We start from the raw sequence: 26,496 nt of genomic DNA on the forward strand, positions 1-26,496 counted from the left end.
GAGAGCAGCATCCGAAAAAATATGTCAGTGGCGTCAGGCTGAAACAGGGTGATAGCCCTCTCAAAATCTGTCCTTTTCATGAATCCGCAAGGCGCCAGGACATATGTTTTCAAACCACATTTCCTAGCCGCACTGAAAAGACTCCACCGCGCCAGCGCCTTCTGGCGTGCGCAGCTGCAGCTGGTGGCCCTGCAGCCTCACCTGATGGCCGCTGGCAAAGTCCAGCTCCAGCACAAACGGCTGCTGCACCTCATACGACAGGGGCAGCGAGCGCAGCGTCTGGCCGCCCACCCGCACGCGCCCGCCTTCAAGCCTTCCAGAGGCCTGAAGTCCATTATCTGAAAGCGCATTCAGCTCACAAATCAAGAGCAACCGCATCCACTGCCCTTCGCCGCTACCGGTGCGCCCACCCTCCACCACGCGGGCGGCAGAAAAGCGCACCGTCAACACCTCTTCGCTGATTTGCAGCTGGGCGACTTCTGAATCTTCAAACACAAATTGCATGGGCCTGAGCATACGTGCTCGCATCCACCAGGCCCGCCCGAAGTGCAAAGTCGTTTTTCAAATATCGAAGCCGGTTTTCCTTCTTTCACTTCGTGCGTCGGATTTTCCACAATGGTTTTCCCGGATGCAGCCCCGCCCCTTTGCGGGCCTGCAGCCCCACCAAAACTGGAAAGATTTTTCATCGATGCAACTGAAGAAGTGGATCCCCGTTGTCGCTGCCGGGGCAGCCGTTCTGGCCTCTGGCTCGGTCTGGGCCGACCGTCTGGAAGACATCAAAAAAGCCGGTGTGCTGCGCGTGGCAGCTTTTGATGCCAACCCGCCTTTCGGCTTTATCGACCCCAAGACCCGCAAGATCGTCGGGCTGGATGCCGACTATGCCCAGGAGTTTGCCAAGCGCCTGGGTGTGAAGCTGCAACTGGTGCCCACCAACCCGGCCAACCGCGTGCCACTGCTGGTGTCCGGCAAGGTGGACTTGGTGCTTGCCAACTTCACCATCACCGAGGAACGCGCCAAGCAGGTGAACTTCAGCGTGCCGTATTTCTCATCCGGTACCCAGTTCATTGCGCCCAAGGGCAAGCTCAGCTCACCCGAGCAGCTCAACAGCCTGCGCATTGCCGTGGACAAGGGCACGACCAACGAGATCGTGCTGCGCGAGAAGTATCCGCAGGCCACGCTGGTGGCGTTTGACGACACACCATTCGCCTTCACCGCACTGCGCAACGGCAATGTGCAGGCGCTGTCTCAGGATGGCCCCAAGCTGGTGGGCCTGCTGGCCACCATCAAGGACGCCAAGGAACGCGACAAATGGGAAGTGCCCGCCTTCACCATCTCTAACGACTACATCGGCGTGGGCATTCCCAAGGGCGAAGTGGCGCTGACCGACTGGGTCAACACCACGCTCAAGGATCTGGAAGCGAAAGGCCAGGCCGCCAAGATCTATGACGGCTGGTTTGGCCCGCAAAGCGCCACCCCGCTGACGCGCAACTTCAAGATTGGCGACAAGAGCTGATACAGCTGTCCAGCGCGCCACAAGCCCGGGCCTGAGCATCACAAGTGCTTTTGCGCCCGGGCAACCACTTCATGACATTTCTCTCGCACTGGCCAGATTCACTGCTGGCCTTCAAATACTGGCAATGGCTGCTTGAAGGCTGCGCAGTCACGCTCTTCGCATCTTTGCTGGTCGTGATTTTCTCGACCTCGCTGGGCATGCTGTTTGCACTGGCCCGCAATGCCGCTGCCTGGCCGCTGCGCTGGGCTGCTGTGCTCTATTTATCGGCCTTTCGCAACACGCCCCTGCTGGTGCAGCTGTTCTTCTGGTATTTCGGCGTGCCCAGCCTGCTGCCCGCCGAATGGATCACTTGGCTGAACACCCCGCACCTGCTGGGGCCTGAGGCTTTGCCACTTCGCTGGCCTTCGTTTGAGTTTCTCTCGGCCTGCCTGGGCCTGGTGTTCTATTCCACAGCCTATGTGGGTGAAGAAATACGCGCAGGCATACAGCAAGTGCCGCGCAGCCAGGTGCAGGCCGCGCAAAGCCTGGGCATGAAACGCTGGCAGCTGCTGCGCTTTATCGTGCTGCCGCAGGCCCTGGCCCAGGTGCTGTCGCCGCTCTTTGGGCAGTACATGAATATCGTCAAGAACACCTCGCTGGGCATGGCCATTGGCATGGCCGAGCTGTCTTACCGCGCTCGGCAAGCCGAGGCCGAAACCTTCCAGTCTTTTCAGGTCTATGGCATCACCACCGCGCTCTACATCGCCCTCATCATTGCGCTGGAACTGCTGAGCCAGCACCTCCAGAAGCACCGCCAATGGGGCCAGCTGCAGCTGGGGCGGGCATGAATTTCTCTGCGCTGAGCGACGACTGGGTCTATCTGCTGCTGGGCACCTTCCCCGAAGGGCCACCCGGCGGCGCCCTGCTGACGCTGATACTGAGTGCCACTTCAGGCATTGCATCCGCCCTGCTGGGCCTGGTGCTTGGCATTGCGTTGGTGATGAGCCAAGGCTGGGCCAGCCAGTTGCTGCACGGCGTGCTGGGCTTTCTGCGTGCCATTCCCGTGCTGATGCTGATCTTCTGGATTTACTTTCTGCTGCCCATGGTGATGGGCATGGATGTGCCCGGCACCGTCTCCGTGGTCTGCGCCCTGGCCCTGATTGGCGGCGCCTATCTGGCGCATGGCGTAGCCGCTGGCATACGCGCCGTGCCGCAGGGTCAGTGGAATGCAGGCGCCGCCCTGGGCATGAGCCGCTGGCAAGTGCTGCGCTGGGTGGTACTGCCACAGGCGCTGTCGGCCATGCTGCCCTCCTTTGTGAACCAGTGGGTTACCCTCATCAAGGACAGCTCTCTGGCCTATATCGTGGGCGTGGGGGAACTTTCCTTTCTCTCCGCCCAGGTCAATGCGCGGCTGATGGTGCACCCTGCCGAGGTCTTTTTGCTCGTGGGCGGCATCTACTGGCTGCTGTGCTCAGCACTGAACCTGCTGGCCTGGGCTGTGGCGCCCAGACAGCAGCACCACCCGCTGTAGCGCACTGCCACCTAGGCTACAGCGCACTTTGAAGCCGCCATGCATACTGTGCAGCACCTCAACAAGGAGAGCCGCATGAGCGAGAAGCTGTATCTGGATGATCTGTACGTGGGCCAGAAATTTGTCAGTGGCGACTACGCACTGGATGAAGCGCAGATCATTGCCTATGCCAAGCAGTTCGACCCGCAGGTCTTTCACCTCGACCCCGAAGCCGCCAAGCACACTTTTTTTCAGGGCCTGGCCGCCAGCGGCTGGCATACCGCATCCATCAGCATGCGTCTGGTGACCGAGAGCATCCCTCTGGCTGATGGCGTCATCGGCGGCGGCATGGAAGAGCTGGCCTGGCCCCAGCCCACGCGCCCGGACGACGTGCTGCATGTGGAATCCGAGATTGTGGAAATCATCCCCTCCCAGTCCAAACCCAACCGCGCCATGGTGCGCGTGCTGTGCCACACCAAAAATCAGCGTGGCGAGGTGCTGCAGCGCTTTCGGCCCAAGATGGTTAGTTTCAAAAAACCGAATATTTAACTGATAGCGGGATAAAAATCCCGCTTAAAAAATTCACTTCCAATTTCCACGTTTATCAATAAATCCCCAATTTCCACCTAACTTTACTGATGCACGTCCCCCTTTAAAGTCTCTGGCATCCTCAAACTTAGGCGGAATAGCCCAATTTTGGCGCTCATCCAAATATCCCCACTTTCCATTCTTTGCCTGTACAGCTACTAAACCTTCACTGTAGTCCTTTGTATTCTTGTATTTAGGTCCAGTCGCCCCACAACCAGCAAGCGCAACGCCTACAATAACCGAAACAACAAAAAATCGCTTATTCATTCCCTCTCCTTTTTAATCTATTTATCTTATTTGATATTAATAATCAAAGCCAGTACTGACATAAAAAATAAATTTCCCTTTCAGCAAACCTCTTCGGATTTACGTACCATCGCAGGCCATCCCACTGCACTCTCAGCCCAACCAAGCAGTGTGGCCGTCCGTCTGCATCATGAATTTCCCCTCTCAGTTAAACCGCCTGCGCGCCGAATGGGCACCCAGCGTTCCCCGTGAACTGCTGGCTGGCGCCGTTGCCACTTTCGCGCTGATTCCCGAAGTCATCGCTTTTTCGTTTGTGGCGGGTGTCGATCCAGCCGTGGGGCTGTACGCCTCCTTCATCATCAGCATCGTGATTGCGGTGTTTGGCGCGCGGCCAGCCATGGTGTCGGCGGCGGCGGGTTCGGTGGCTCTGGTGGCAGCGCCGCTGGTGGCGTCGCACGGTTTGCAGTATTTGCTGGCGGCAGGTTTGCTGGCCGGGGCCATGCAGATTGTGTTTGGCCTGCTGAAGATGGGCATGCTGGTGCGCTTTGTCTCCAGCTCGGTGCGTACCGGCTTTCTGAACGCGCTGGCCGTGCTGATTTTTTCGGCCCAGCTGCCGCATTTGCGGGGTGCCAACGCAGCCACCTGGGCCATGCTGGCTCTGGGTCTGCTGCTGATCTATGCGCTGCCCTGGCTGGGCCAGCGGCTGCAGCTCAAGGCGCTGGTGGCCATTCCCTCGCCGCTGATCTGTGTGCTGGTGCTGACCGTGCTCAGCAGCGCACTGGGCCTGCCGCTCAAGACTGTGGCGGATCTGGGCCACCTGCCAGACAGCCTGCCGCTGTTTGCTCTGCCCGAGGTGCCCGCCAGCCTGCAGACGCTGCGCATCATCGCCCTGCCGGCTCTCGCCATTGCCATGGTGGGCCTGCTGGAATCGGTGCTGACAGCCGCTGTGGTGGACGATATGACGGGCACGCCCAGCAACAAGAACCACGAATGCACAGGCCTGGGCCTGGCCAATATGACCGCCAGCGTGTTTGGCGGCATTGCAGGCTGCGGCATGATCGGCCAGGCCGTGGGCAATGTGAAGTACGGCGGGCGCGGGCGCCTGTCCACGCTGTTTGCCGGGGTGTTCTTGCTGGTGCTGATGGTGGCGCTCAAGCCCTGGGTGTCTCAGGTACCGGTGATCGCCCTGGTCGCCATCATGGTGATGGTGTCTGTTTCCACGTTTGACTGGAAGTCGCTGGGCAACCTGCGCCGCCTGCCGCTGCTGTCCAGCGCGGTCATGCTGACCACGGTGGCCATCACCATCGGCACCCACAATCTGGCAGCGGGCGTGCTGACGGGCGTGGTGCTGTCAGGGCTGTTTTTCGCCATCAAGGTCTCGCGCATGCTGCAAGTGCGCTGCAGCGACGATGCCCAGACAGGCCAGCGCATCTGGCAGGTCAGCGGCCAGGTGTTCTTTGCTTCGGCAGACGCCCTGATCGAAGCCTTTGATGTGCGCGCCGCCGCAGGGCGCGATGTGCGCATCGATGTCAGCCGCGCACATTTCTGGGACATCACCGCCGTGGCGGCGCTGGACAAGGTGGTCGAGCGCCTGCGCCAGCATGGCTGCACGGTTGAAGTCTGGGGGCTGGACGACGACAGCCAGCGCCTGCAGCAACGGCTTAACGCGTAAGCGGCGTTCTGGCCAGCCGCCGGGCATTGGCCACGGCCTTGCGGCGCACGGGCTCCAGCGTCTGCGCCACGGCTTTCTCGCCTGCTTCAGCCAGTGGCAGCGGGCTCAGCATATGGCTGAACGCCCCCGCATAGTCGCCACGCAGGCAGGAGGAAAACCATTGCCTGTGCCACTGCATTTGCCAGCCCAGCACTGCCGTGTTCCAGGCCACGCAGCTCTGGGCAAAGGCCAGCTGCTTTTCCAGCACCATGCCGGTGAATTCCTTGCGGTCTCGTGCATCGGGCAGCGGGCCGGCCAGCGCCATGCGTGCAACGCGATGCGCTATCACCTGAGGAGCAGCCACCGCAATATCTACGGCCTTGCTGGCGGCACTGGCTTTGCGAAAACCGGGCATGGGAAACTCCTTTGGCATTGCGAATATTGCAGTGCAGCAAATAGTGCCTGCGCTTTATATCAGGCACAAGTGGCCAAGCGCTGACTTACTCCGTCGCCAGATGCTGACTTTGCTGCTGCAGCGCAGCCACCAGCCACTGCACCGCCATGTCGGACGGGCGGTGCAACGGCAGCAGCACATGCACCTGAAACGGAATGGAAAATGCCAGCGGCCGCACCACCAGTTGCGGCCCGGCGCAGGCTCTGGCCGTCAGCGGGTTGACGACGGCCACGCCCAGCCCGTGCTGCACCATGGCGCAGACCGCTACCGCGCTATGGGTTTCCAGCTGCAGACGGCGCTGCACACCGGCAGCGGCAAACACGGCATCGATCTGCTGGCGATAGGGGTCGTCTCGCGCCAGGCTGATAAAGGGCTGGTCTGCAAAGTCCTCAGCCTGCAGCACGGTCCTGGCCGCCAGCGGGTGCGTGGCGGGCAGTACGGCCACCTCATCCATGGCGGGCAGCGGCAGGCTGCGCGTGCCGGGCGGCGCATCGGCCTGCTCGGTCAGGCCCAGGTCAAAACGCTGGGCGGCCATCCACTCCTGCAGCAGCGGCCCTTCCTGCGTGGCTACGCTGACGGCCACCGGCCCATGCTCGGCATACAGCCGCGCCAGTGCACCGGGCAGCAGGGCGTGGCTGAGCGCTGGCAGGCACAGCGCGCTGATATGTGCGCCCTGCGGGCGGCCCAGCTCCTGGGCGCGGTCAATCACACGCTCCAGCCCCTGCCAGCTGCGCTGCACCTCATCCCACAGCAGCAGCGCACGCGCATTGGCACGCAGGCGGCCCTGCAAGCGCTCAAACAAGGCGTAGCCCAGCAACTGCTCCATGCGCGCCAGCTCGCGGCTGACGGTGGGTTGGGATGTGTATAGCAGCGCCGCCGCCCCGGTCACACTGCCCGCCGTCATCACGGCGCGAAAAACTTCGATATGGCGGTGGGTGATGCGGCTGGGCTGGCTTTCATTCATGCCTCAAAGCATATCCACAATGAATTAACTTCACAAAAACAAGCATTGGACTGAATGCACTCATCAAGGCACCATGCAAGGTAATACAGGCAAAAAATGCCTGTTGCCCAATACCAGCCTGCGCTGACAGCTACGAAAGTTTAGAAAATGGCCAACCCCTTCGCACCCGCACAACTCTGGCAACTGGCCGACGAATTCGGCACCCCACTGTGGGTCTATGACGCCGCCACCATCCGCGAGCGCATTGCCCAGCTCAAGGCGTTTGACACCGTGCGCTTTGCGCAAAAAGCCTGCTCCAACATTCACATCTTGAAGCTGATGCGCGAGCAAGGCGTGAAGGTGGATGCCGTCTCGCGCGGCGAAATCCTGCGTGCGCTGGCGGCGGGCTTCACCCCCGGCTTTGGCGAACCCAGCGACATCGTCTTCACCGCCGATGTGATGGATGAAGCGACTCTCGCCACCGTGGTCGAGCACAAGGTGCCCGTGAATGCCGGGTCGATTGACATGCTGCACCAGTTGGCCGCTGTCTCGAAGGGCCACCATGTGTGGCTGCGCATCAACCCCGGCTTTGGCCACGGCCACAGCAACAAGACCAACACCGGCGGCGAGCACAGCAAGCACGGCATCTGGCACACCGAGCTGGAAGCCGCACTGAAGGCCATCGTTGACGGCGGCCTGGTGCTGGCCGGTCTGCACATGCACATTGGCTCTGGCGTGGACTACGGCCACCTGCAGGAAGTCTGCGGCGCCATGGTCAAACTGGTGGAGCGCACCAAGGCAGCAGGCGTCGATCTGCACGCCATCAGCGCCGGTGGCGGTCTGTCGATTCCTTATAAGAAGGGCGACGCCACCATTGATACGAACCATTACCACGGTCTGTGGGATGCGGCACGCAAGCAAGCCGAAGCGGTGGTGGGCCACAAGCTGGGTCTGGAGCTGGAACCCGGCCGCTTCCTGGTCGCTGAATCCGGCGTGCTGCTGGGTACCGTGCGCGCCACCAAGAATGCGGGCAGCAACCACTTTGTGCTGGTCGACACCGGCTTCAACGAACTGATGCGCCCCAGCATGTACGGCAGCTACCACGGCATGGAAGTGCTGCGCCGCGACGGCCAGAGCCTGCCCGCGCAGGACAGCGTGGTGGCCGGCCCCCTGTGCGAATCGGGCGACGTGTTCACCCAGGGCGACGGCGGCGTGGTGCTGCCCCGCTCGCTGGCCGGTGCCAGCGTGGGCGACCTGCTGGTGATTCACGACACGGGCGCTTATGGCAGCTCCATGTCCAGCAACTACAACACACGTCCGCTGGCTGCTGAGGTGCTGGTTGATGGTGGCAAGACCCAACTGATTCGCCGCCGCCAGACGGTGGAAGAACTGCTGGCTCTTGAACTAGGCCTGTAACTTAAGCACCCCCTGAGGCGCTATCGCGCCTTCCCCCTCTCTCGCTTTGCTCCGCAATGCGGGAGGGGGACAGCAGCATCGCCGCGAGGCGGCTCTTGCTTGCTGCTCCTGACCGGGTGTGCGCCAGTTTTATACAGTGTGAGCATCACGCAGCGTTATGAGCATCAAATTTAATAGCAGCTAGCGCTTATTCATCAATGGCTTCAGGCCAAAATCACCTGAAATCTTTTCTCTGGGCACCGCGCTGCACCCGGTAATTTCTTCCATGTCACCGCACTCCACCACCTCCACCCAACGCCATACGCTGACCGGCATTGGTTTTACGGTGCTGGCCTGCGCCTGCTTTTCGATGCTGGACACCGGGGCCAAATACGCAGGGGCCTTGCTGCCACTGCTGATGGCACTGTGGCTGCGCTATGTGCTGCAGTCGGTGCTGACGGTAGGCTTTGGCGTGGGGCGGTATGGGCTGGATATTTTTCGCACACAGCGCCCGGGCTTTCAGTTTCTGCGCGCCATTCTGTTTTGTCTGAGCAATGCGTTTGCCATGCTCAGCCTGCGCTATCTGCCGCTGGCGGAGTTCACGGCCATCGTCGCGCTTACGCCACTGGCCCTGACGCTGCTGGCCGCGCTGTGGCTTCGCCAGCCGGTCAGCCCGCTGCGCTGGGTGCTGGTGGCGCTGGGCTTTGCAGGCACGCTGGTCATCATTCGCCCGGGTGGCGGGCAGTTCAGCGGCTGGGCGCTGGTCTGGCCTGCGCTACAGCTGGTGGCCAATACCGCCTATCAAATTCTGAGCAGCCGCATGGCAGGCAAGGAAAGGCCGCTGACCACGCAGATCTACACCAGCCTGCTGGCCCTGAGCCTGACCTGCATCACCCTGCCCTGGATCTGGCAGCTGCCGCACACCACGGCCCTGTGGCTGGCCGCACTGGCCATGGGCGTGGGCAGCGCCGTCGGGCATCTGATGCTGCTCAAGGCCTATGAAAAAGCCCAGCCAGCCACGATTACACCGTTTCTGTACAGCCAGATTCCCTGCGCCCTGCTGGCAGGCTGGCTGGTCTATGGTCATATCCCCGACCAGTGGGCCGTGCTGGGCATGGTGGTGATTGCGCTGTGCGGGGGCGCCAGCGCCTGGCTAAGCGTGCGCGAAGGCCGCTGAGTTCTTCAAACTATCAAAATCAATAGCTGCTACCGCCTGTATTTCTTTGGTTTCAGATAAATATTCTTCTGAAATCTATGAATAACAAGCGCTTGCAGCTATGTTTTTTGCTGATTACTCGCCGCGTGGGTCGCGTGCCATCAGGTGCTGCACGGCTTCGCTCACGGGCAGCTGGCCATCCAGCAAAGCCACCACGGTTTCGGTAATCGGCATTTCCACGCCTGCCTGGCGCGCACGGGCCAGCACGGTGCGGGCGCTGTACACGCCTTCGGCCACATGACCCAGCGATGTCACGGCCTGCTCCAGCGTCTTGCCTTGGGCCAGCAACAAACCCACCTTGCGGTTGCGCGAGAGGTCGCCCGTCGCGGTCAGCACCAGGTCGCCCAGACCCGACAGCCCCATAAAGGTTTCAGTGCGCGCGCCCAGTGCCACGCCCAGGCGCGTCATTTCCGCCAGACCGCGGGTGACCAGCGCGGCGCGGGCGTTCAGCCCCAGTTGCAGGCCGTCGCACAGACCGGTGGCAATGGCCAGAACGTTCTTGACTGCGCCGCCCACTTCCACACCCACGATGTCGTGGTTGGCATAAATGCGCATGGCTTCGCCGTGAAAAGCGCTGACCAGCAGCTCGCTGACGCCCTCATGCGCACTGGCTGCCACCAGCGCCGTGGGTTGCTGGCGTGCCACCTCGGCCGCAAAGCTGGGGCCGCTGAGCGCACCGCTTTGCAACCTGGGGGCCACCTGCTGGCAAACCTCATGCGCCATCAGGCCAAAACTGCCAGCGGGTGCACCGGCAGGCACCGCCTCAAAGCCCTTGCACAGCCAAACCACAGGGGCCGGGCAGTCCTTGAGCTGCATCAGCCACTGGCGCAGCGCCGCCATGGGCGTGCCCAGCACGATCAGATCGGCGGCAGCCACCTGCGCCATCACATCGCCGCTGACGACTTGCAGCGCTTCGGGAAAGGCAATGCCCGCCAGATAGCGATTGTTGGCCCTGTCAGCCTGCATGCGCTGGGCCTGCGCCTCATCACGCGCCCACAGGCGCACGCTGCGTTTGTCCGGATGGGTGGCCGCGCTGATGGCCATGGCCGTTCCCCAGGCGCCAGCGCCGATGACAAGAATGTTCATATGAAGTTTGATAGCAGGTTACGCACAGCCCATAAGCAAAAGAGGCCTCCAGGGCCTCTTTTTTGTGCCTTGCACCGATTCTTGCACAGCGCAGGAATCAGCCTTGGCAGCGAGCTTACTGCGTTACTGGGGCAGCTGGCCTTCAGCTTGTGCAGCGGCAGCGGCTTGCTGCTGCTCGTACATGGCCTGGAAGTTGATTTCGGCCAGGTGCACGGGAGGGAAACCAGCGCGGGTCACCACGTCTGCCACGTTGCCGCGCAGGTAGGGGTAGATGATCTGGGGGCAGGCAATGCCGATCACGCCACCCATCTGGTCTTCAGGCACGTTGCGGATTTCGAAGATGCCAGCTTGCTTGGCTTCCACCAGGAACACGGTCTTGTCCTGAATCTTGGTCTGCACGGTGGCAGTCACGGCCACTTCGTACACGCCTTCAGCCACGGGAGTGGCTTCCACGCCCAACTGAATGTCCACGCTGGGCTGCTCTTGCTCCAGCAGGATGGCGGGAGAGTTGGGCTGCTCCAGGGACAGGTCCTTCAGGTAAACACGCTGAATCTGGAACACGGGGCTGTTGTCTTGTTCGGCCATGATGAACGAGGTCTTTCAGAAAAAATCTTGCGGAATACAAAAATGCCTGCGGCAAAGGAAGCTCTGGCTATCCTCACAGCAGGCATTTCCATGAAATAGCGCTTTGCATTATGCAGTGCCTGTCGGCCCGCATCGTCCTGCCACTCACATCCGGCGGGATTTGCCACTATTTCCTGTGCGGGGCACAGCCAGATGTCAGCCTTGCAGCATCGGCACCAGACCACCCTTGGCGTCCAGCGCCATCAGGTCATCGCAGCCGCCCACATGGGTTTCACCAATGAAAATCTGGGGCACCGTGCGGCGACCGGTGATCTGCATCATGTGATCGCGTGCAGCGAGGTCGGCATCAATACGCACTTCCTCGATCTGCTCCACGCCCTTGGATTTGAGAATCTGCTTGGCACGAGTGCAGTAGGGGCAGACGGCGGTGGTGTACATCTTTACGGCTTGCATGGGGCAACTTCCTTTGATCTCTGCGTCGGTGCAGGCATTTGCTGCACCGCTCAATACAAATAGCTGGGGTTCAATCAGGCTTTTTCAACAGGAAGGCCCGCATCACGCCAGGCCTTCATGCCGCCCGCCATGGCCTGAGCCTTTTCGTAGCCCAGCTTCTTGGCAGTGGCTTCAGCGCGAACAGCGCGTGCGCCCGATGCGCAGACCAGCACCACGGGCAGTTGCTTGTTCTTCACGGTCGTGGGCAGCTTTTCTTCCAGCTGGCTCAGTGGCACGTTCTTGGCGCCGTTGACATGGCCAGCAGCGAACTCTTCGGGTTCGCAGACATCGATCACCACAGCTTTTTCGCGGTTGATCAGATTCACGGCTGCCGCAGCCGACAGAGAGCCACCCGAGGCACCACGCAGGGCCGGCAGCATCAGCATCACACCCGACGCGACTGCAATCAGGATCAAATACCAGTTATCGATGATGAATTTCACGTCATTCCTTGGGATGGCAAACCTGTTGATTTTAGAGGCCTTGCCATATCCCGAATGCTGAGGCGGCAGACAACCCCGAACCAGCGCAGGCGCGGCCTCAGCATTGGCTTGCGTTTTGTCAGAAGTACGCGCTCTCCGAGGGCTTACGCACAATTCCTGCACGGGTCAGCAGAAATAGCGCCGAGCATGCTCAATTTCATAGCAAGCTTTCCTTGCCATTCGCCCGGACAAAGGCCAGCCCCTAGAATACGCACACTTTTGACTTCGCGTCATGACTGCTTTGCTACTTTGAGAAGATAAGAATCCATGTACAAGCTCGTTCTGATTCGCCACGGTGAATCCACCTGGAACCTTGAAAACCGCTTCACCGGCTGGACCGATGTGGATCTGACTGCCACTGGCGTCGAACAGGCCAAGAAGGCCGGTCAACTGCTCAAGGCAGAAGGCTATGACTTCGATGTGGCCTACACCAGCGTGCTCAAGCGCGCCATCCGCACCCTGTGGCATGTGCAGGACGAGATGGACCGCACCTGGCTGCCCGTGGTGCACAGCTGGCGCCTCAACGAACGCCATTACGGCGGTCTGCAAGGCCTGAACAAGGCCGATATGGCCAAGCAGTACGGTGAAGACCAGGTTCTGGTCTGGCGCCGCAGCTACGATGTGCCACCTCCCGTTCTGGAAGCGACCGACCCCCGCAGCGAGCGCGGCGATGTGCGCTATGCCAAGCTGCAGCCCGAGCAGATCCCTCTGACCGAGTGCCTCAAGGACACCGTCGCCCGCGTCGTGCCTTTCTGGGATGAATCCATCGCCCCTGCCATCAAGGCTGGCAAGCGCGTGGTGATCGCCGCCCACGGCAACTCCATCCGCGCCCTGATCAAGTATCTGGACAATATCGCTGACGATGCCATCGTGGGGGTGAACGTCCCCAACGGTATTCCTCTGGTCTATGAGCTGGACGCCAATCTGAAGCCCATCCGTCACTACTACCTGGGTGACGCAGAAGCCGCCGCCAAGGCTGCTGCTGCCGTGGCTTCTCAAGGCAAGGCCTGAAACCAGCTCTGCAGCCCCTGAACCGGGGCTGACACCAGCAGGGCTTGCTGGCGATCTTTTCTGCTCTGCACCGCAGAGATGCGCCGGCAAGCTCTTCAGGCCTATGAGGAACCTCGTAGGCCTTCTTTCGTCCAAGGTGTATATTGCGAAGGCTTAAGGGGTGCTATGGGTCAAAAAATCAAAATCGCAGGTTGGGTTTCTGTAGGCGTGCTCGCTGGCGCGCTGACCACCGTGTCGCTGCAGACACTGGCCCGCGGCGGCGTAACGCCTTTGCCGCTGGAAGAGATCCAGCAGCTGTCTGCTGTTTTCGGACTGATCAAAACCGACTATGTGGAGCCCGTCAGCGACAAAAAGCTGATCACGGACGCCATCTCGGGCATGGTTTCCAGCCTGGACCCGCATTCCCAGTACTTCGACAAGAAGAGTTACAAAGAATTCAAGGAAGGCACTTCCGGCAAATTCGTGGGTGTGGGCATTGAGATCACCATGGAAGATGGCCTGATCAAGATCGTCTCCCCCATCGAAGGCTCGCCTGCCTTCCGCGCTGGCCTCAAGACCGGCGACCTGATTACCAAGATTGACGACACCGCCGTCAAGGGTCTGACGCTCAACGACGCAGTCAAGCGCATGCGTGGCGAGCCCAACACCAAGGTGCGCCTGAACGTCCTGCGCAAGGATGAAAGCCGCAGCTTCCCCGTCACCATCACCCGTGAAGAAATCAAGACCCAGTCCGTCAAGGGCAAGGTCATCGAGCCCGGCTACGCCTGGATTCGCCTGAGCCAGTTCCAGGAACGCACGGTGGACGACTTTGTGCGCAAGGTCGAAGAAATCTACAAGCAGGACCCCAACCTCAAGGGCCTGGTGCTGGACCTGCGCAATGACCCTGGTGGTCTGCTGGACGCGGCTGTCGCCATCTCGGCAGCCTTCCTGCCGCCCGATGTGACCGTGGTTTCCACCAACGGCCAGTTGGCAGAAAGTAAGTCCAGCTACAAGGCTTCGCCCGAGTTCTATGCCCAGCGCAGCTCCGGCGACCCCTTGCAACGCCTGCCCTCCTCGCTGAAGAAGCTGCCATTGGTGGTGCTGGTCAACGAAGGCTCTGCCTCTGCCAGCGAAATCGTGGCAGGTGCACTGCAGGATCACAAGCGTGCCACCATCATGGGCAGCCAGTCCTTCGGCAAAGGTTCTGTGCAAACCGTGCGTCCTCTGGGCCCTGATACCGCCCTCAAGCTGACCACGGCTCGCTACTACACTCCAAGCGGCAAGTCGATTCAGGCCAAGGGCATTGTTCCTGACCTGATGGTCGATGAAACCGCAGAAGGCAATCTGTACGCAGCTCTGGGCATGCGCGAAGCCGATCTGGAAAAGCACCTGTCCAGCGGACAAGGCGCTGAAGTCAAGAATGAGGCGCTGGAAAAGGCCCGCGAAGAAGCTCGCAAGCGACTGGAAGAAGAAGCCAAGAAGCCTGCTTCCGAGCGTCGTCTGCCTGAGTTCGGCACCGACAAGGACTTCCAGCTGCAGCAGGCACTGAACCAGCTCAAGGGCCAGCCAGTGAAAATCAGCAAGACGCTGACAGAGCGCAAGTCTGAAGAAAAGCCTGGTGACGCAGCGGATAGCGACAAGAAATCCGACGACAAAAAGCCTGCGGACAAAAAACAACCCGAGAAGACCAAGCCATAAAAGGCCTGCTCTCATCCAATCAGCCGGGCTTGCCCGGCTTTTTTCTTGGAATTCTGAAAGCCACCCGATGAATGACGATCAACTGCTGCGCTATTCCCGCCACATCATGCTCGACGAGATCGGCATCGAAGGGCAAGAACGCATCCTGGCAGCGCGTGTGCTGATCATCGGCGCTGGTGGACTTGGCTCCCCTGCGGCGCTTTATCTGGGGTCTGCGGGGGTTGGCCACATGACGCTGATCGATCACGACACCGTGGACATGACCAATCTGCAACGCCAGATTGCCCATACCACTGAGCGTGTTGGCAGCCCCAAGGTCGAATCCATCCGCACCGCTGTTCACGCCATCAACCCGGAAGTTCAGATTCAATGCATTCAGGAACGCGCCACAGAGGCTTTGCTCGACCAGCATGTTCCTCTGGCCAGCGTTGTGCTGGACTGCACGGACAACTACCGCACGCGCCAGATGATCAATGCCGCCTGCGTTCACCATGGCGTGCCTCTGGTCGAAGGTGCGGCCATTCGACTTGACGGCCAGCTCATGGTCATTGACCCCCGTGAATCAGACGGTCCTTGCTATGCGTGCATTTTTCCGCCAGAAGCCGAATTTGAGGAAGTGCAATGCTCGACCATGGGAGTCTTCGCTCCCCTGGTTGGCCTGATAGGGACCCAGCAAGCTGCAGAGGCTCTCAAGCTCATTTCGGGTTTCGGCCAAAGCTCTGTCGGACGACTTCAAATGCTGGATATGCGCTCCATGGAGTGGAGTACCATGCACACGAAACGTAACTCTGACTGCCCTGTTTGCGGGGAAAACGCTAGGCCGTCGCAAAAATAGCAAAGCGCGCGAGCCGCCAGACGTCACCACACTCGAACAACGTGACAATACACGTTAAAGGGTTAACAATGTTGTGACAAACGTTACTGCCTGAACCTTTCGGAACTGCCGTGAAGCTGCGTACCTACTTTGTTGAAGACAACCCCACGATTCGGGAGAATCTCATTGCCACGCTGGCTGAGCTCGCCGATGTCGAACCCGTGGGCATTGCCGAGACCGAAGCCGAAGCAACACACTGGCTGACTCAGAATTCGCAAGCCTGGGACCTGGTGGTGGTCGATCTCTTTTTACGCCAGGGCAGCGGCCTGGGCGTTGTGAATGCACTGCAGTCGCGCTCATCCAACCAGAAGCTGCTGGTTCTGAGCAATTACGCCACCAATGATGTACGCGAGCGCTGCCAGCAATTGAAGGCAGATGCTATTTTTGATAAATCGAATGAAATTGATGCACTGATCGATTTCTGCATCGATCTCAATACCAGCAAGGTTTGAAATCAGCGTTGCCACAAAAAAGGCTTGGAATTCCAAGCCTTTTTTATTTGCAATTTAGTCGATCAATCGATTTTTCAGTGCGTAGTAAGTCAGATCGCTGTTAGAAGACAGACCCATCTTCTCCATCAGCCGGGTGCGGTAAGTGCTCACCGTCTTGACACTCAGCGACAGAGACTTGGCAATATCACCTGCGGTTTCGCCACGGGCCAGTTTGAGAAACACTTGAAACTCGCGCTCGGACAGTTGCTCGTGCGCAGGAACATCATCCTTGCGATTGAGTTGCTGCGCCAGCAAGTCTGCAACGGCGGGTGTCAGATAACGACGACCCAGAGCCACGGTACGAATGGCTTCCGCGATTTCCTGAGGATCGCATTCCTTATTCAGGTATCCGCTGGCACCCTGGCGAATCAAGTTGATTGCATAGTGCTCCTCAGGGTAACCACTGAGAATCAGGATGCCCATATCCGGGGCTTTGGCTCTGAGCATGGCCAGCGCATCGATACCGCTTTGGCCAGGCATGGACAGGTCCATCAGCAGAACATCAATTTCCTGTTCTCGAACCAGATCAATGGCCTCTCTACCATTGCCTGCCTCACCGACAACCCGCAAATCCACATGTTCGGAAAGGAACTGACGCAGCCCCGAACGCACAATTGCGTGGTCATCCACGATTCCTACTTTTATCATGCACACCTCGTTTTCAAGAATCTGCGCCCATCTCCCAAGCGCTATTTCCATGCCCCGAACTATATGATGTCGGTCATTGACAGAATCATTATGCAGAATAGCAGGTAATTTCTTTGTAGGTGAGGGGATGTAGATGCGCTGGACGAATATACGCAAAATTGCCGTCAGTCTTACGATTGCAATCATTGCGGCTGTGCTGATGGTCAGTATCAACGAGGCTGGCTACACACGTTCTATCCAGGCCCTCGACGTACTGACAAAACCCCAAAGCAATCGCGCAAAAATCAATGCGCTGATGCAGCAGATGCTGGATGCCGAAACCGGTTTGCGCGGGTATCTGCTGACCGGTGAAGAGCGTTATCTGACGCCTTACAACACCGCCTCAGAGGCCATCAACGGCACCATGGATGAGCTGCGGCGCATCTTCATCATGGACCCTGCTGCGCTGCTCACATTCACACCACTGGCCAGACAGGTCGAGCGCAAGATGAATGAGATGGACCTGAGCCTCAGGCTCTACAAGCAGGGCAACAATGAGGCTTGGCGCTTTGTCATGTTCACCGATGCAGGCATGGAGAACATGGATGCCATCCGCAATTACAGCAAGACGCTGCTGGAGAACATTGACCAGCAGGCCCGCTCCAATCTTTCGGATATTGAGCAGACCCTGAGCTTGTCGCGCATTGGCATCGCCACTGTGACAGCGCTGGGTATCCTCGGCTTTTTCATGTATTTGCGCCAGGCCAGCGCTCTGCAGCAGTCGCACCAGCGCGAGCAGGAAATTCAGCGCGAGGAACGCAACCGCCTGGAAGAAGTGGTCCGCGACCGCACGGCAACCCTGACTGAACTGGCTACACACTTGCAGCAAGTGCGAGAGGATGAGCGTGCCCACCTGGCACGCGAGCTGCACGATGAGCTGGGGTCTTTGCTTACTGCTGCCAAGCTGGATGTGGCCCGCCTCAAATCCAAGATCGACACCTCCGCCCCGGAGATTGCCGAACGCATCACCCATCTGGTTGCAACGCTCAACAGCGGCATTGCCCTGAAGCGGCGCATTATTGAAGACCTGCGCCCATCTTCCCTGTCCAACCTGGGCCTGACCACTGCGCTGGAAATTCTGACCCGCGAGTTCGGAGAGCGCAGCGGCATTGATGTGGAATCCAATCTTGAGCAGGTGGACCTGCCGGAATCGACACAGCTCACGGTCTACCGCGTGGTGCAGGAGTCTCTGACCAATATCGGCAAATATGCCAAGGCCGGGCATGTCATTGTGACGGTGCACAACTACCCCACATATGTGGCAGTGCAGATTCAAGATGATGGCCAAGGGTTTGAACTTGCCAGCATGCGCCCCAACTCCCATGGACTGGCAGGCATGAAGCATCGCGTAGAAGCGGCGGGGGGTCGATTGACTGTGGCATCTGAACCCAACAAAGGCACAACAATCTCCGCAGTCATTCCCCTGGCAACTGCAACAGCCTGGTAAGAAACGTCACTCCGCCGCTGTACTGGAAAACTCTCCTACAAAGCTCTCAGACAACAAAACGGCATTGCAAAGCCACCCACTGTCACCCCGGGCTTTGCAGCTTCTCTAAATTCAGGAGCAGTACCACACAGCACATTGCTGATGTGGTGTCTGTTCAATTGCTGAGAAGGAGAGCGCCATGCTGCACTACGCCATTGTCTTTTTGGTCATTGCACTGATCGCCGCCGTCTTTGGCTTCGGTGGCATTGCTTCAGGAGCCATGGGTATCGCGAAGATCCTGTTCTTTGTGTTCATCGTGTTTGCCGTGATCACATTTGTGATGAGCCTGATTAAAAAGTAGCTCTGAACCCGTTCAGAATCAGCACAGTCAGTAACCCTGACCCTTGCTGTCATGCATTGCGCAATCGAATGAGATTCGCCATCATCTGACTTCTGAGGTTTCTTACAGAAGCTGTTCCATTCATCACTGCTGTCGCCTAGTGCGACAGCGTGCTTTCAGGGAGTGCATAGCCAATGAGCCAACAAGACAAAAATACCAGTGCTGCTGTAGAGCAGATCAAGAGCGATGTGAAAAACGCAGCCGCAGATGTCGCCGACACTGCCAAAAACGCTGCCCACAAGGCTGCAGACATTGCGGAAAACGCCTTCGACTCCGCCAAGGGATCGGCGCACAAGCTGGCCGACACGGTCAAGGACGCCGCTGAAGATGTTGCCGACTCCGTCAAGCAAGGCAGCCGCAATGCACGTCGCACCGCATCCGAAGCGATTGATGAGTCAGGCCGCCACATGCGTTATGCCGGCGATGAAGATGACAGCATGTTCATCGACAACATTGCCAACCGTGCACAGGATCTGGCCGAGCGCAGCATCGACTTCTGGGCCGACAGCACCTATCGTGCACGCCGCCAGTTTCAGGCCACAGCAGATGCCACGACACGCTATGTGTCCGAACAGCCTGGCCGCTCTGTGCTGATCGCAGCCGCTACTGGCGCTGCACTGGCAACGGCCTTCTTCCTGGGCCGCTCGCGCAAGAAATAAGCAAGCTCATGGCGTGCGGGCAGGCATTGCCTGCATGCCATTTGATTTCAACTTTCTCTGAAGGAGACTTCTGATGTCCAAGTTCATCCGAGCCATTGCTTTTGCAGCTGTTTCCGCAACCACCATCCTGGCGGCAACCGGGTGCTCCGTCGCCCGCGATCAACAAAGCGTTGGCTCCTATGTCGATGACTCTGCCATCACGGCATCGGTCAAAGCCAAGATGGCTGAAGACAAGAGCGTTTCGGCAACGGCCATCAGCGTGGAAACACTCAAGGGGGTGGTCCAGCTGTCGGGTTTTGCCAAGTCAGAATCGGAAAAAGCCCGCGCTGCAGAAATCGCCCGCACCACGAAGAACGTGAGCGAAGTGCGCAACAGCATTGTGGTCAAGCCCTGATGCTGGCATGAGGCAGGCTGCACGAGCAGTGCCCTCCCCCACTCACCAAGAGCCGCTAACACTACCCAGCAAACCGAAGGTTTACGGTTGAGACGAGGCGCCGGGCCGCGCAGGCGAAGCCGCAGGCAGTACAAAAGTACGACAAGGCTAGGCGCCCCCGACGAAGCAACGACGTATCAAACGTTGTGTTAGCGGGTCTAAGAGGCCAGCTTCGCGCTGGCTTTTTTGTCACCACTATTGCAGCCATCACCGATAAAGTGCCGCCATGCAAGTGTTCAACTGTGAAGCCTGTGGCCACCTGATTTACTTTGAAAGCCTGCAGTGCGTGCATTGCGGCGCTGCTCAGGCATTCTTACCCGACCAGTTGCGGGTGGGCATTCTTCCAGACACAGACCCATCCGCCACGGGGCGTGTTTACCGCTATCGCCCCTGCGGGCACCGGCACGACATCAGCCTGTGCAACTTTGCCATCGAGGCTTCCGACCCGCACTCGCTCTGCGTTTCCTGCCGCCAGACAGAGTGGCTGCCCGATGACAGCGACCCTGCCAATCAATTGCGCTGGGCCAAAATCGAGATTGCCAAACGCAGGCTTTACTACACACTGGCCAAACTGGGCTTGCAGGGCCCGGAAGCACCGCAGGCGGCCCAGCCACGCTTTTCTCTGCTGGCGGATATTCCGGGGGCCGCCCCCGTCATGACGGGCCACGCCAGCGGCATGATTACCCTCAATGTGGTGGAAGCCGATGACGATGAGCGCGCCAAGCGGCGCCTGGCGCTGCATGAGCCCTATCGCACGCTGATAGGTCACCTGCGCCATGAGTCAGGCCACTTTTACTGGGATCAATTGATAGCAAACAGCGCTTGGCTGGAGCCGTTCAGAGCGCTTTTTGGCTATGAAGGCCAGGACTATGCCCATGCCCTGAGAAGCCATTACGACAAAGACCCTTTTGACACCACATGGCGCCAGAGCTTCATCAGCGCCTATGCCAACTCTCATGCCTGGGAGGACTGGGCTGAGACCTGGGCCCACTATCTGCACATGGTGGACCTGATGGAGACCGCCGCCAGCTACAGCACCCGCATCACCGTGCCCGATACCGATGGCATGGGGCCACAGCAGATTTGCAACCCGCTGGGGCAGCAGCCTGTGGACTTTGCCCTGATGCAGCAGCAATGGGTGCCGCTGACCCTGCTGCACAACAGCCTGAACCGCAGCCTGGGGCATGAGGATGCCTATCCGTTTGCCATTTCAGCCGCAGCCTGGAACAAGCTGCGCTTTGTGCATGAGCTCATACAGGACAGGCGCTCCAAAACCCCTGCCCCTTAAACCAGGCTCAACTGCTGCGGCCCACCTTGGCCAGCAGACGGCTGTGCACTGCCGGGGAAACAAACTTTTCCACATCGCCATTGAGCGAGGCGATCTCGCGCACAAAGGTGGAACTGATGAACTGGTAGCGGTCACTGGGGGTGAGGAAGACGGTTTCCACCTCGGGCATCAGCGTGCGGTTCATGCCCGCGAGCTGAAATTCGTAATCGAAGTCCGTCACCGCACGCAAGCCGCGCACCATGGCCTTGGCGCCGCGGGCCAGCACAAAGTGGGCCAGCAGCCCGTCAAAGCTCTCCACCTGCACCTGCGGATATTTGGAGCAAGCCTCGCGCACCATGGCGATGCGCTCATCCAGCGTGAACAGTGTCTTCTTGTGGTGCCCGGCAGCCACCGCCACGATCACCTTGCCAAACAGCTGCGAAGCCCGGCGCACCACATCCTCATGACCCATCGTGATGGGGTCGAAAGTTCCGGGGTACACGGCAATCAGATCCTGACTCATGACTATCTCTCTCCTGCGGGTCTTTGTAGTGGACAGCGCTGCTGCAGCGCATCAAGAAAAGGCATTATGCATTTGCCCTTTACGAAGATGAAATTTCCATGAAAAAGAGCTGCCAGCGCTTTATGAATAAGCGCTGGCAGCTCTTTTATCAATAGCAATCAGATTACTGTTTGCGCAGCAGGTGGGCGTGCACGGCTCCAGCCTTCAGGTAGCGGTGCAGCTCAAGCCCCATCTCGGCCAGGCGCTCCTCGCTCCAGGCTTCGGGCGCTTCCAGATAGATATAGCCACCGTCAGCCACCGCACCCATGGCGGCCTTCAAAGCAGGCTCGAACACTTCCAGCAGATCAAACGGAGGGTCCAGCAGCACCAGATCCTGCGCGGTCACCGTCTTCAGGCAGCTGAGCGCATCACCGCGCTGCACCTTGAGCATTCTGGCGTCCAGCTTTTGCTGCAGGCGCTGCAGCTGCTGCACCAGGGCGGCATCCTGCTCGTTCATGATGACGCTTGCAGCGCCACGCGATGCGGCCTCCAGCCCCAGAGCGCCCGTGCCAGCAAACGCGTCCAGCACCTTCCAGTTGGTCAGGTCCTGACCCAGCCAGTTGAACAGGGTTTCGCGCACGCGATCAGGCGTGGGGCGCAGGCCGGGCTTTTGCGCCACAGCCAGACGGGTGCGGCGCCACTGGCCGCCGATGATGCGAATCTCGCCCGAGCCTGCTGGCGCCGTTTTGGCCACAACCGCCGCTTTGGCACCGGGGCGGGCAGGCATGGTGGCGGCCAGCTCATGCGCCTTGCGCTCGCCCTCCTGAATCATTTTGTCCAGCGCCTTGCGGCCTGCCGGGGTGTGCAGCTTGATAGCACTGCGGCTCATTGTTTCGCTCCCAAAGTCACAGTCACCATGCGCTCAGGCTGCACCATGCGCTGCATGGCGTCCTTCACGTCCTTGGTGGTCAGAGCCTGAACGCGTTCGGTCCAGTGCTCCAGATAGTCGAGTGGCAAGCCGTTCCAGGCGATGTTGGCCACATTGCCCAGCAGCTTGCGGTTGCTGTCGATTCGCAGCGCAAAGCCGCCAATCAGGTTGTCCTTGGCCGCCTTGAGTTCTTTCTCGGTTGGGCCTTCGGCGATGAATTTTCGCAGCACTTCCTGAGAGACCTTCAAAGCCTCTGCCGCCTGATCGGGCCGGGTCTGCAGGCCGATCACAAAAGCGCCACGGTCAAGACCCGGCGAGAAGTCGCTGGAGACACCGTAGGTCAGGCCGCGCTTTTCGCGCACTTCTTCCATCAGGCGCGAGGTAAAGCCACCGCCACCCAGAATATGGTTGCCCAGCATCACGGCCAGAAAATCAGGGCTGTTGCGGGCAATACCGGGCTGGCCAATGATGACCTGCGCCTGGGCGGACTCGAACGGAATGCTCTCAACCTTGGCTTCCTTCAAATCCTGCACCTTGGCCACTTCGGGCAACGGTGCGCAATCGTTGCCATTGGCGGCCTGCAGCGGGCCCAGCAGTTGCTTGACCATGGCATCGGCCTGCTCGCGGCTGACGGCGCCCACCACGCTGACCTTGGCGCGGCAGGCCGCAATCAGCTTGCGGTGAAAGTCCTGCATGGCCGAGATATCGATTTTGGCCAGGCTGTCGCCCGTGGTCTGATAGCCGTAGGGCGAGCTGCCATAGACATCTTTGCGGAAAGCCTTGGAGGCCACGGTGCCTGGGCGGGTGTCGGCTTCCTTGATCGATGCGCTCCAGCGCTCACGGTCGCGCTGCCAGACGGCATCTGGCCAGCTGGGGGTAGCCAGCTGACGCGCAGCCAGCGCCACGGCTTTTTGCAGCAGATCAGGCTGAGTGAGCGAGCGCAGGCCATAGGTAAAGCTGTCACGGCCCGCATTGGCGCCGAAGCTGGCACCCAGATCGGCCCAGGCCTGGCCCAGACCGTTTTCGTCGAGTGCCGGAGTATCACCCGCAGCCTTGATGCCCTTGGAAGCCATCATGGCGACGGCGGCGCCCAGCCCGGCCTTGCCCTCAGGGTCGCGGCGGCTGCCTGCGTCAAAGTCCAGTTGCACATCCACCATGGGGATGCCGGGGCTTTGCACCAGCCAGACCTGCGCGCCGCTGGGCTGAGTCCAGTGCTCAATGGGCAGCAAGGCCCAGGCTGATTGCGTTAAAAATCCCAACCCAGCGCTTGCTACAAAAGCGCCAGCAGCTATCTTTTTCATAGTTTGCATTGTTTTCTCCGCTGCGCTTAATGCATGGAAGTACCGGTATCTGCCTTACCGGACATGGGGCGAGCCTTGCTGCCCTCTGGCAAAGGCTGTGGCACCAGCGTGCCCACCGTGAGCTGGTCATCGCCAAAATACTTGGCGGCCACGGCCTTGACGTCGTCCGAGGTGACTTTTTTCAGCTCGGCCAGCAGCTTGTCTTCCGCGTCCAGCGGCATCTCCTGAATCCAGTAATTGCCCAGGTTCTGCGCCTGGCCCATGACGGAATCGCGCTCATAGACGTTCGATGCCATCCACTGCGTCTTCACGCGCTCCAGCTCGTCGGCCTGCACGCCTTCCTGGGCGACTTTCTGAATCTGGGCACGCAGGGCGGCTTCCACATCGGCAACCGTCTTGCCCTTGGCCGGCACACCCGTCAGCATGAACAGGCTGGGGCCACGGCCCATGATGGAGGCCGAGCTGCCTGCACTGTCGGCCACGCGGCCATTGGTCTGGCCTTCGCCCTGCACCAGTGCACGCTCCAGACGTGCGCCGTCATAGCCATCCAGCACGGCAGACAGCACCAGCAGCGCCAGCGCATCCTTGTCGTCGGCCTGCAGCTTTTCCACATGGTTCAAGGTAGGCACGCGGTAGGCCATGGCGATAAAAGCCTGCTCTGCGGGCTGCTTGACCTCGATGCGGCGCACGCCGATCTGTTTGGGCTCGATCTGGGGCTTGCGATCAGGCACCGCCCGGGCGGGCACGCTGCCGTAGTATTTTTCGGCCCAGGCTCGCACCTGTGCCACGTTCACATCGCCCACCACGACCACGGCCGCATTGGCTGGCACATACCAGCGCTTGTGGAAGTTGCGCACATCGTCAGGCTTCATGGAGTCGAGATCACTCATCCAGCCCACCACGGGGTGGTGATAGGGCGAGGCCATATAGGTCGCTGCCATCAGTTGCTCCATCAGCACAGCACGGGGCTGGTCTTCGGTGCGCATGCGGCGCTCTTCCTTGATGACCTCGATTTCCTTTTTGAATTCGGAATCGGGCCACTGGTTGTTGGCAAAGCGGTCAGACTCCAGCTTCATCACATCTTCCAGACGGCTGGACGGAATCTGCTGGTAGTAGCCGGTGTAGTCACGCCAGGTGAAAGCGTTTTCCTGCCCGCCCAGTGCGGCCACGCGGCGCGAGAAGTCGCCGGGTTTGACGGTCTTGCTGCCTTTGAACATCATGTGTTCCAGCGCATGAGCCACGCCGGTGACGCCATTGATTTCGTCCATGGAGCCCACACGTACCCAGACCATATGCACCGCCGTGGGCGCGCGCCGGTCTGGCTGCACAATCAGCTGCATGCCGTTCTTCAGTGTGAACTGCTGCACGGCCGGCGCAGCTTGTGCAACTGCGGCAGGCACAGGTTGAGACGATGCGCCCGGTGCAGCCAAGGCTGCCCCAGCGCTCAAACAGGCCATTAAGCCCAGTACAGGGAGTGCGCGTACATGTTTCATAGAATGATGCGATTCTAAAAACCCGCCAATGTTCAGTTTTTTCAAGAAAAAGCCCAATCCACCCGATGTGGTGGACACCACGCCCGCAGCAGAGACAGCTGCGGAACCTGCTGCTGCTCAGCCCAAGCCAGCTCCACAGGATACGCCCACCGCGCCCGCCGAAAGTGGCGGCAGCTCCTGGTGGCTCAAGCCTTTTGGGGGCGCTTCGGCTGCCAAGCATACCGAAAGCGAGCCAGTCACTCAGGATTTTGTAGCAGCGCCCGAGCCCACCGCAAAGCCGCAGGCCGAAAATGCCCGCCAAAGCTGGATGGAGCGCCTCAAGACCGGGCTGCGCAAGACCGGCTCCAGCATTGCCACCGTCTTTACCGGCACGCAGATCAATGACGCGCTGTACGAGGAGCTGGAAGAAGCCCTGCTGATGGCAGATACCGGCGTCAAGGCCACCCAGCACCTGCTCGATGACCTCAAGCGCCGCGTCAAAGAAACCAAGACCACCGAGCCTGCCGCCGTCAAGGCGCTGCTGGCCGATGCGCTGGCTGATCTGCTCAAACCGCTGGAAAAGCCGCTGACGATTGGCGAGCACACGCCCACCGTCATCATGGTGGCGGGCGTCAACGGCGCGGGCAAGACCACGTCGATTGGCAAGCTGACCAAGCACCTGGCCGAAAGCGATCAAACCGTGCTGCTGGCCGCTGCCGACACCTTCCGCGCTGCTGCGCGGGAGCAACTGGGCGTATGGGCCAACCGCAATACGGTGGAAATCGTCAGCCAGGAAGGGGGCGACCCTGCGGCTGTGAGCTTTGATGCGGTCAGCGCAGGCAAGGCCCGCAAAAAAGATGTGGTGCTGGTGGATACCGCTGGTCGTCTGCCCACCCAGCTGCACCTGATGGAAGAGTTGAAGAAGATCAAGCGCGTGGTCAACAAGGCCGATGGCACGGCGCCGCACGAGGTGCTGCTGGTCATTGACGGCAATACCGGCCAGAACGCACTGGCCCAGGTACGCGCTTTTGATGATGCGCTGCAGCTGACCGGCCTGATCGTGACCAAGCTGGACGGCACGGCCAAGGGCGGCGTGCTGGCCGCGATTGCGCAGGAGCGCCCCATTCCCGTGTACTTCATCGGTGTGGGCGAGAAGATTGAAGATCTGGAAACCTTCAGCGCCAAGGAATTTGCCCAGGCGCTGCTGTCCTGAAGCACTATCGATTCA

Annotated in this window: 30 protein-coding genes; 17 read left to right on the top strand and 13 right to left on the bottom strand. The window is 59.9% G+C overall.

The features are described 5' to 3' along the window. Nucleotides 1-123 precede the first annotated feature (123 nt). On the bottom strand, nt 124-504 hold the full coding sequence (locus tag JDW18_RS17685; protein ID WP_218240802.1) for a hypothetical protein: 381 nt from the start codon (nt 502-504) through the stop codon (nt 124-126). A gap of 184 nt (nt 505-688) precedes the next feature. Here JDW18_RS17685 and JDW18_RS17690 point away from each other — a divergent pair, with 184 nt between their 5' ends. The 4 genes from JDW18_RS17690 to JDW18_RS17705 all read left to right on the top strand — a co-directional run bounded on the left by JDW18_RS17690 (nt 689) and on the right by JDW18_RS17705 (nt 3,551). Then, the gene (locus JDW18_RS17690) at nt 689-1,513 is read left to right on the top strand and encodes an ABC transporter substrate-binding protein (protein WP_218240803.1); all 825 of its coding nucleotides are present in this window, start codon (nt 689-691) and stop codon (nt 1,511-1,513) included. A gap of 71 nt (nt 1,514-1,584) precedes the next feature. Further along, nucleotides 1,585-2,340 (top strand): amino acid ABC transporter permease, encoded by a 756-nt coding sequence (locus JDW18_RS17695; RefSeq protein ID WP_218240805.1) that lies wholly within the window; start codon nt 1,585-1,587, stop codon nt 2,338-2,340. Beyond that, on the top strand, nt 2,337-3,023 hold the full coding sequence (locus JDW18_RS17700; protein ID WP_218240806.1) for an amino acid ABC transporter permease: 687 nt from the start codon (nt 2,337-2,339) through the stop codon (nt 3,021-3,023). The genes JDW18_RS17695 and JDW18_RS17700 overlap by 4 nt, the downstream gene beginning before the upstream one ends. Before the next feature lie 75 nt (nt 3,024-3,098). Then, nucleotides 3,099-3,551, top strand: a complete 453-nt coding sequence (locus JDW18_RS17705; protein ID WP_218240808.1) for a MaoC family dehydratase — start codon at nt 3,099-3,101, stop codon at nt 3,549-3,551. Nucleotides 3,552-3,584: 33 nt separating this feature from the next. Here the strand turns inward: JDW18_RS17705 and JDW18_RS17710 are convergent, their stop codons facing one another. Beyond that, a complete protein-coding gene (locus JDW18_RS17710; RefSeq protein WP_218240810.1) occupies nt 3,585-3,857 on the bottom strand; it encodes a WG repeat-containing protein in 273 nt (90 codons plus the stop codon). 169 nt (nt 3,858-4,026) lie between these two features. Between JDW18_RS17710 and JDW18_RS17715 the strand changes: the two genes are divergently transcribed. After that, nucleotides 4,027-5,508, top strand: a complete 1,482-nt coding sequence (locus JDW18_RS17715; RefSeq protein ID WP_218240812.1) for a SulP family inorganic anion transporter — start codon at nt 4,027-4,029, stop codon at nt 5,506-5,508. On the opposite strand, the gene JDW18_RS17720 is transcribed toward JDW18_RS17715, so the two are convergent. Both JDW18_RS17720 and JDW18_RS17725 read right to left on the bottom strand, forming a co-directional pair. After that, the gene (locus JDW18_RS17720; protein WP_218240814.1) at nt 5,498-5,902 is read right to left on the bottom strand and encodes a polyhydroxyalkanoate granule-associated phasin; all 405 of its coding nucleotides are present in this window, start codon (nt 5,900-5,902) and stop codon (nt 5,498-5,500) included. The two genes, JDW18_RS17715 and JDW18_RS17720, sit on opposite strands and share 11 nt — an antisense overlap. 85 nt (nt 5,903-5,987) lie before the next feature. Further along, nucleotides 5,988-6,905, bottom strand: coding sequence for a LysR family transcriptional regulator (locus JDW18_RS17725; protein ID WP_218240816.1), 918 nt, complete (start codon nt 6,903-6,905; stop codon nt 5,988-5,990). Between the two features lie 147 nt (nt 6,906-7,052). On the opposite strand from JDW18_RS17725, the gene lysA reads away from it, so the two are divergent. Both lysA and JDW18_RS17735 read left to right on the top strand, forming a co-directional pair. Next, entirely contained in the window at nt 7,053-8,300 is a 1,248-nt protein-coding gene (lysA, locus tag JDW18_RS17730) for a diaminopimelate decarboxylase (protein WP_218240818.1), read from the top strand. 265 nt (nt 8,301-8,565) lie between these two features. Then, a complete protein-coding gene (locus JDW18_RS17735; protein ID WP_218240820.1) occupies nt 8,566-9,456 on the top strand; it encodes a DMT family transporter in 891 nt (296 codons plus the stop codon). A gap of 114 nt (nt 9,457-9,570) precedes the next feature. Here the strand turns inward: JDW18_RS17735 and JDW18_RS17740 are convergent, their stop codons facing one another. The 4 genes from JDW18_RS17740 to JDW18_RS17755 form a co-directional block, all read right to left on the bottom strand. Continuing rightward, nucleotides 9,571-10,581 carry an NAD(P)H-dependent glycerol-3-phosphate dehydrogenase gene (locus JDW18_RS17740; RefSeq protein WP_218240822.1) on the bottom strand — a complete coding sequence of 337 codons (1,011 nt, stop codon included), beginning with the start codon at nt 10,579-10,581 and terminating at the stop codon, nt 9,571-9,573. Nucleotides 10,582-10,704: 123 nt separating this feature from the next. Next, the gene (secB, locus tag JDW18_RS17745; RefSeq protein WP_003066740.1) at nt 10,705-11,166 is read right to left on the bottom strand and encodes a protein-export chaperone SecB; all 462 of its coding nucleotides are present in this window, start codon (nt 11,164-11,166) and stop codon (nt 10,705-10,707) included. Nucleotides 11,167-11,361: 195 nt separating this feature from the next. After that, complete coding sequence (gene grxC, locus JDW18_RS17750; RefSeq protein ID WP_218240825.1) at nt 11,362-11,619, bottom strand: glutaredoxin 3; 258 nt, start codon at nt 11,617-11,619, stop codon at nt 11,362-11,364. A gap of 74 nt (nt 11,620-11,693) precedes the next feature. Next, entirely contained in the window at nt 11,694-12,101 is a 408-nt protein-coding gene (locus tag JDW18_RS17755) for a rhodanese-like domain-containing protein (RefSeq protein ID WP_218240827.1), read from the bottom strand. Between the two features lie 306 nt (nt 12,102-12,407). On the opposite strand from JDW18_RS17755, the gene gpmA reads away from it, so the two are divergent. The 4 genes from gpmA to JDW18_RS17775 all read left to right on the top strand — a co-directional run bounded on the left by gpmA (nt 12,408) and on the right by JDW18_RS17775 (nt 16,154). After that, nucleotides 12,408-13,151 (top strand): 2,3-diphosphoglycerate-dependent phosphoglycerate mutase, encoded by a 744-nt coding sequence (gpmA, locus tag JDW18_RS17760; protein ID WP_218240829.1) that lies wholly within the window; start codon nt 12,408-12,410, stop codon nt 13,149-13,151. Between the two features lie 165 nt (nt 13,152-13,316). Next, entirely contained in the window at nt 13,317-14,828 is a 1,512-nt protein-coding gene (locus JDW18_RS17765) for a S41 family peptidase (RefSeq protein WP_218240831.1), read from the top strand. A 67-nt stretch (nt 14,829-14,895) separates the two neighbouring features. After that, entirely contained in the window at nt 14,896-15,663 is a 768-nt protein-coding gene (locus tag JDW18_RS17770; RefSeq protein ID WP_218240833.1) for a HesA/MoeB/ThiF family protein, read from the top strand. A 110-nt stretch (nt 15,664-15,773) separates the two neighbouring features. Further along, nucleotides 15,774-16,154 carry a response regulator gene (locus JDW18_RS17775; protein WP_218240835.1) on the top strand — a complete coding sequence of 127 codons (381 nt, stop codon included), beginning with the start codon at nt 15,774-15,776 and terminating at the stop codon, nt 16,152-16,154. A gap of 54 nt (nt 16,155-16,208) precedes the next feature. Here the strand turns inward: JDW18_RS17775 and JDW18_RS17780 are convergent, their stop codons facing one another. After that, complete coding sequence (locus JDW18_RS17780) at nt 16,209-16,841, bottom strand: response regulator (protein ID WP_218240837.1); 633 nt, start codon at nt 16,839-16,841, stop codon at nt 16,209-16,211. 133 nt (nt 16,842-16,974) lie between these two features. On the opposite strand from JDW18_RS17780, the gene JDW18_RS17785 reads away from it, so the two are divergent. The 5 genes from JDW18_RS17785 to JDW18_RS17805 all read left to right on the top strand — a co-directional run bounded on the left by JDW18_RS17785 (nt 16,975) and on the right by JDW18_RS17805 (nt 21,086). Continuing rightward, complete coding sequence (locus JDW18_RS17785; RefSeq protein ID WP_218240839.1) at nt 16,975-18,327, top strand: sensor histidine kinase; 1,353 nt, start codon at nt 16,975-16,977, stop codon at nt 18,325-18,327. 178 nt (nt 18,328-18,505) lie between these two features. Next, on the top strand, nt 18,506-18,667 hold the full coding sequence (locus tag JDW18_RS17790) for a DUF1328 domain-containing protein (protein WP_218240842.1): 162 nt from the start codon (nt 18,506-18,508) through the stop codon (nt 18,665-18,667). A gap of 173 nt (nt 18,668-18,840) precedes the next feature. Next, nucleotides 18,841-19,365 carry a hypothetical protein gene (locus tag JDW18_RS17795; protein ID WP_218240844.1) on the top strand — a complete coding sequence of 175 codons (525 nt, stop codon included), beginning with the start codon at nt 18,841-18,843 and terminating at the stop codon, nt 19,363-19,365. Nucleotides 19,366-19,438: 73 nt separating this feature from the next. Continuing rightward, on the top strand, nt 19,439-19,759 hold the full coding sequence (locus tag JDW18_RS17800; RefSeq protein ID WP_218240846.1) for a BON domain-containing protein: 321 nt from the start codon (nt 19,439-19,441) through the stop codon (nt 19,757-19,759). 265 nt (nt 19,760-20,024) lie between these two features. Then, nucleotides 20,025-21,086, top strand: a complete 1,062-nt coding sequence (locus tag JDW18_RS17805) for a zinc-binding metallopeptidase family protein (RefSeq protein ID WP_218240847.1) — start codon at nt 20,025-20,027, stop codon at nt 21,084-21,086. Between the two features lie 7 nt (nt 21,087-21,093). On the opposite strand, the gene coaD is transcribed toward JDW18_RS17805, so the two are convergent. From coaD to JDW18_RS17825, 4 genes are all read right to left on the bottom strand, one after another. After that, nucleotides 21,094-21,588 (bottom strand): pantetheine-phosphate adenylyltransferase, encoded by a 495-nt coding sequence (gene coaD, locus JDW18_RS17810; protein WP_218240849.1) that lies wholly within the window; start codon nt 21,586-21,588, stop codon nt 21,094-21,096. A gap of 163 nt (nt 21,589-21,751) precedes the next feature. Further along, entirely contained in the window at nt 21,752-22,456 is a 705-nt protein-coding gene (gene rsmD / locus JDW18_RS17815; RefSeq protein WP_218240852.1) for a 16S rRNA (guanine(966)-N(2))-methyltransferase RsmD, read from the bottom strand. Then, entirely contained in the window at nt 22,453-23,805 is a 1,353-nt protein-coding gene (locus tag JDW18_RS17820; RefSeq protein ID WP_218240854.1) for a M16 family metallopeptidase, read from the bottom strand. Before JDW18_RS17820 ends, rsmD begins: the two co-directional genes overlap by 4 nt. Before the next feature lie 17 nt (nt 23,806-23,822). Beyond that, on the bottom strand, nt 23,823-25,253 hold the full coding sequence (locus JDW18_RS17825) for a M16 family metallopeptidase (protein ID WP_218243972.1): 1,431 nt from the start codon (nt 25,251-25,253) through the stop codon (nt 23,823-23,825). A 64-nt stretch (nt 25,254-25,317) separates the two neighbouring features. Here JDW18_RS17825 and ftsY point away from each other — a divergent pair, with 64 nt between their 5' ends. Further along, on the top strand, nt 25,318-26,481 hold the full coding sequence (gene ftsY, locus JDW18_RS17830) for a signal recognition particle-docking protein FtsY (protein ID WP_218240856.1): 1,164 nt from the start codon (nt 25,318-25,320) through the stop codon (nt 26,479-26,481). Nucleotides 26,482-26,496: the final 15 nt, after the last annotated feature.

Origin of the sequence: Comamonas fluminis, from assembly GCF_019186805.1 — a bacterium.
GTDB classification, from domain to species: domain Bacteria; phylum Pseudomonadota; class Gammaproteobacteria; order Burkholderiales; family Burkholderiaceae_C; genus Comamonas; species Comamonas fluminis.

Excerpts from the sequence above, each read along its gene's own strand:
- JDW18_RS17685 (WP_218240802.1), bottom strand. The coding sequence starts at position 504 with ATGCAATTTGTGTTTGAAGATTCAGAAGTCGCCCAGCTGCAAATCAGC.
- JDW18_RS17690 (WP_218240803.1), top strand. The coding sequence starts at position 689 with ATGCAACTGAAGAAGTGGATCCCCGTTGTCGCTGCCGGGGCAGCCGTT.
- JDW18_RS17695 (WP_218240805.1), top strand. The coding sequence starts at position 1,585 with ATGACATTTCTCTCGCACTGGCCAGATTCACTGCTGGCCTTCAAATAC.
- JDW18_RS17700 (WP_218240806.1), top strand. The coding sequence starts at position 2,337 with ATGAATTTCTCTGCGCTGAGCGACGACTGGGTCTATCTGCTGCTGGGC.
- JDW18_RS17705 (WP_218240808.1), top strand. The coding sequence starts at position 3,099 with ATGAGCGAGAAGCTGTATCTGGATGATCTGTACGTGGGCCAGAAATTT.
- JDW18_RS17710 (WP_218240810.1), bottom strand. The coding sequence starts at position 3,857 with ATGAATAAGCGATTTTTTGTTGTTTCGGTTATTGTAGGCGTTGCGCTT.
- JDW18_RS17715 (WP_218240812.1), top strand. The coding sequence starts at position 4,027 with ATGAATTTCCCCTCTCAGTTAAACCGCCTGCGCGCCGAATGGGCACCC.
- JDW18_RS17720 (WP_218240814.1), bottom strand. The coding sequence starts at position 5,902 with ATGCCCGGTTTTCGCAAAGCCAGTGCCGCCAGCAAGGCCGTAGATATT.
- JDW18_RS17725 (WP_218240816.1), bottom strand. The coding sequence starts at position 6,905 with ATGAATGAAAGCCAGCCCAGCCGCATCACCCACCGCCATATCGAAGTT.
- lysA (WP_218240818.1), top strand. The coding sequence starts at position 7,053 with ATGGCCAACCCCTTCGCACCCGCACAACTCTGGCAACTGGCCGACGAA.
- JDW18_RS17735 (WP_218240820.1), top strand. The coding sequence starts at position 8,566 with ATGTCACCGCACTCCACCACCTCCACCCAACGCCATACGCTGACCGGC.
- JDW18_RS17740 (WP_218240822.1), bottom strand. The coding sequence starts at position 10,581 with ATGAACATTCTTGTCATCGGCGCTGGCGCCTGGGGAACGGCCATGGCC.
- secB (WP_003066740.1), bottom strand. The coding sequence starts at position 11,166 with ATGGCCGAACAAGACAACAGCCCCGTGTTCCAGATTCAGCGTGTTTAC.
- grxC (WP_218240825.1), bottom strand. The coding sequence starts at position 11,619 with ATGCAAGCCGTAAAGATGTACACCACCGCCGTCTGCCCCTACTGCACT.
- gpmA (WP_218240829.1), top strand. The coding sequence starts at position 12,408 with ATGTACAAGCTCGTTCTGATTCGCCACGGTGAATCCACCTGGAACCTT.
- JDW18_RS17765 (WP_218240831.1), top strand. The coding sequence starts at position 13,317 with ATGGGTCAAAAAATCAAAATCGCAGGTTGGGTTTCTGTAGGCGTGCTC.
- JDW18_RS17770 (WP_218240833.1), top strand. The coding sequence starts at position 14,896 with ATGAATGACGATCAACTGCTGCGCTATTCCCGCCACATCATGCTCGAC.
- JDW18_RS17780 (WP_218240837.1), bottom strand. The coding sequence starts at position 16,841 with ATGATAAAAGTAGGAATCGTGGATGACCACGCAATTGTGCGTTCGGGG.
- JDW18_RS17785 (WP_218240839.1), top strand. The coding sequence starts at position 16,975 with ATGCGCTGGACGAATATACGCAAAATTGCCGTCAGTCTTACGATTGCA.
- JDW18_RS17790 (WP_218240842.1), top strand. The coding sequence starts at position 18,506 with ATGCTGCACTACGCCATTGTCTTTTTGGTCATTGCACTGATCGCCGCC.
- JDW18_RS17795 (WP_218240844.1), top strand. The coding sequence starts at position 18,841 with ATGAGCCAACAAGACAAAAATACCAGTGCTGCTGTAGAGCAGATCAAG.
- JDW18_RS17800 (WP_218240846.1), top strand. The coding sequence starts at position 19,439 with ATGTCCAAGTTCATCCGAGCCATTGCTTTTGCAGCTGTTTCCGCAACC.
- JDW18_RS17805 (WP_218240847.1), top strand. The coding sequence starts at position 20,025 with ATGCAAGTGTTCAACTGTGAAGCCTGTGGCCACCTGATTTACTTTGAA.
- coaD (WP_218240849.1), bottom strand. The coding sequence starts at position 21,588 with ATGAGTCAGGATCTGATTGCCGTGTACCCCGGAACTTTCGACCCCATC.
- rsmD (WP_218240852.1), bottom strand. The coding sequence starts at position 22,456 with ATGAGCCGCAGTGCTATCAAGCTGCACACCCCGGCAGGCCGCAAGGCG.
- JDW18_RS17820 (WP_218240854.1), bottom strand. The coding sequence starts at position 23,805 with ATGCAAACTATGAAAAAGATAGCTGCTGGCGCTTTTGTAGCAAGCGCT.
- JDW18_RS17825 (WP_218243972.1), bottom strand. The coding sequence starts at position 25,253 with ATGGCCTGTTTGAGCGCTGGGGCAGCCTTGGCTGCACCGGGCGCATCG.
- ftsY (WP_218240856.1), top strand. The coding sequence starts at position 25,318 with ATGTTCAGTTTTTTCAAGAAAAAGCCCAATCCACCCGATGTGGTGGAC.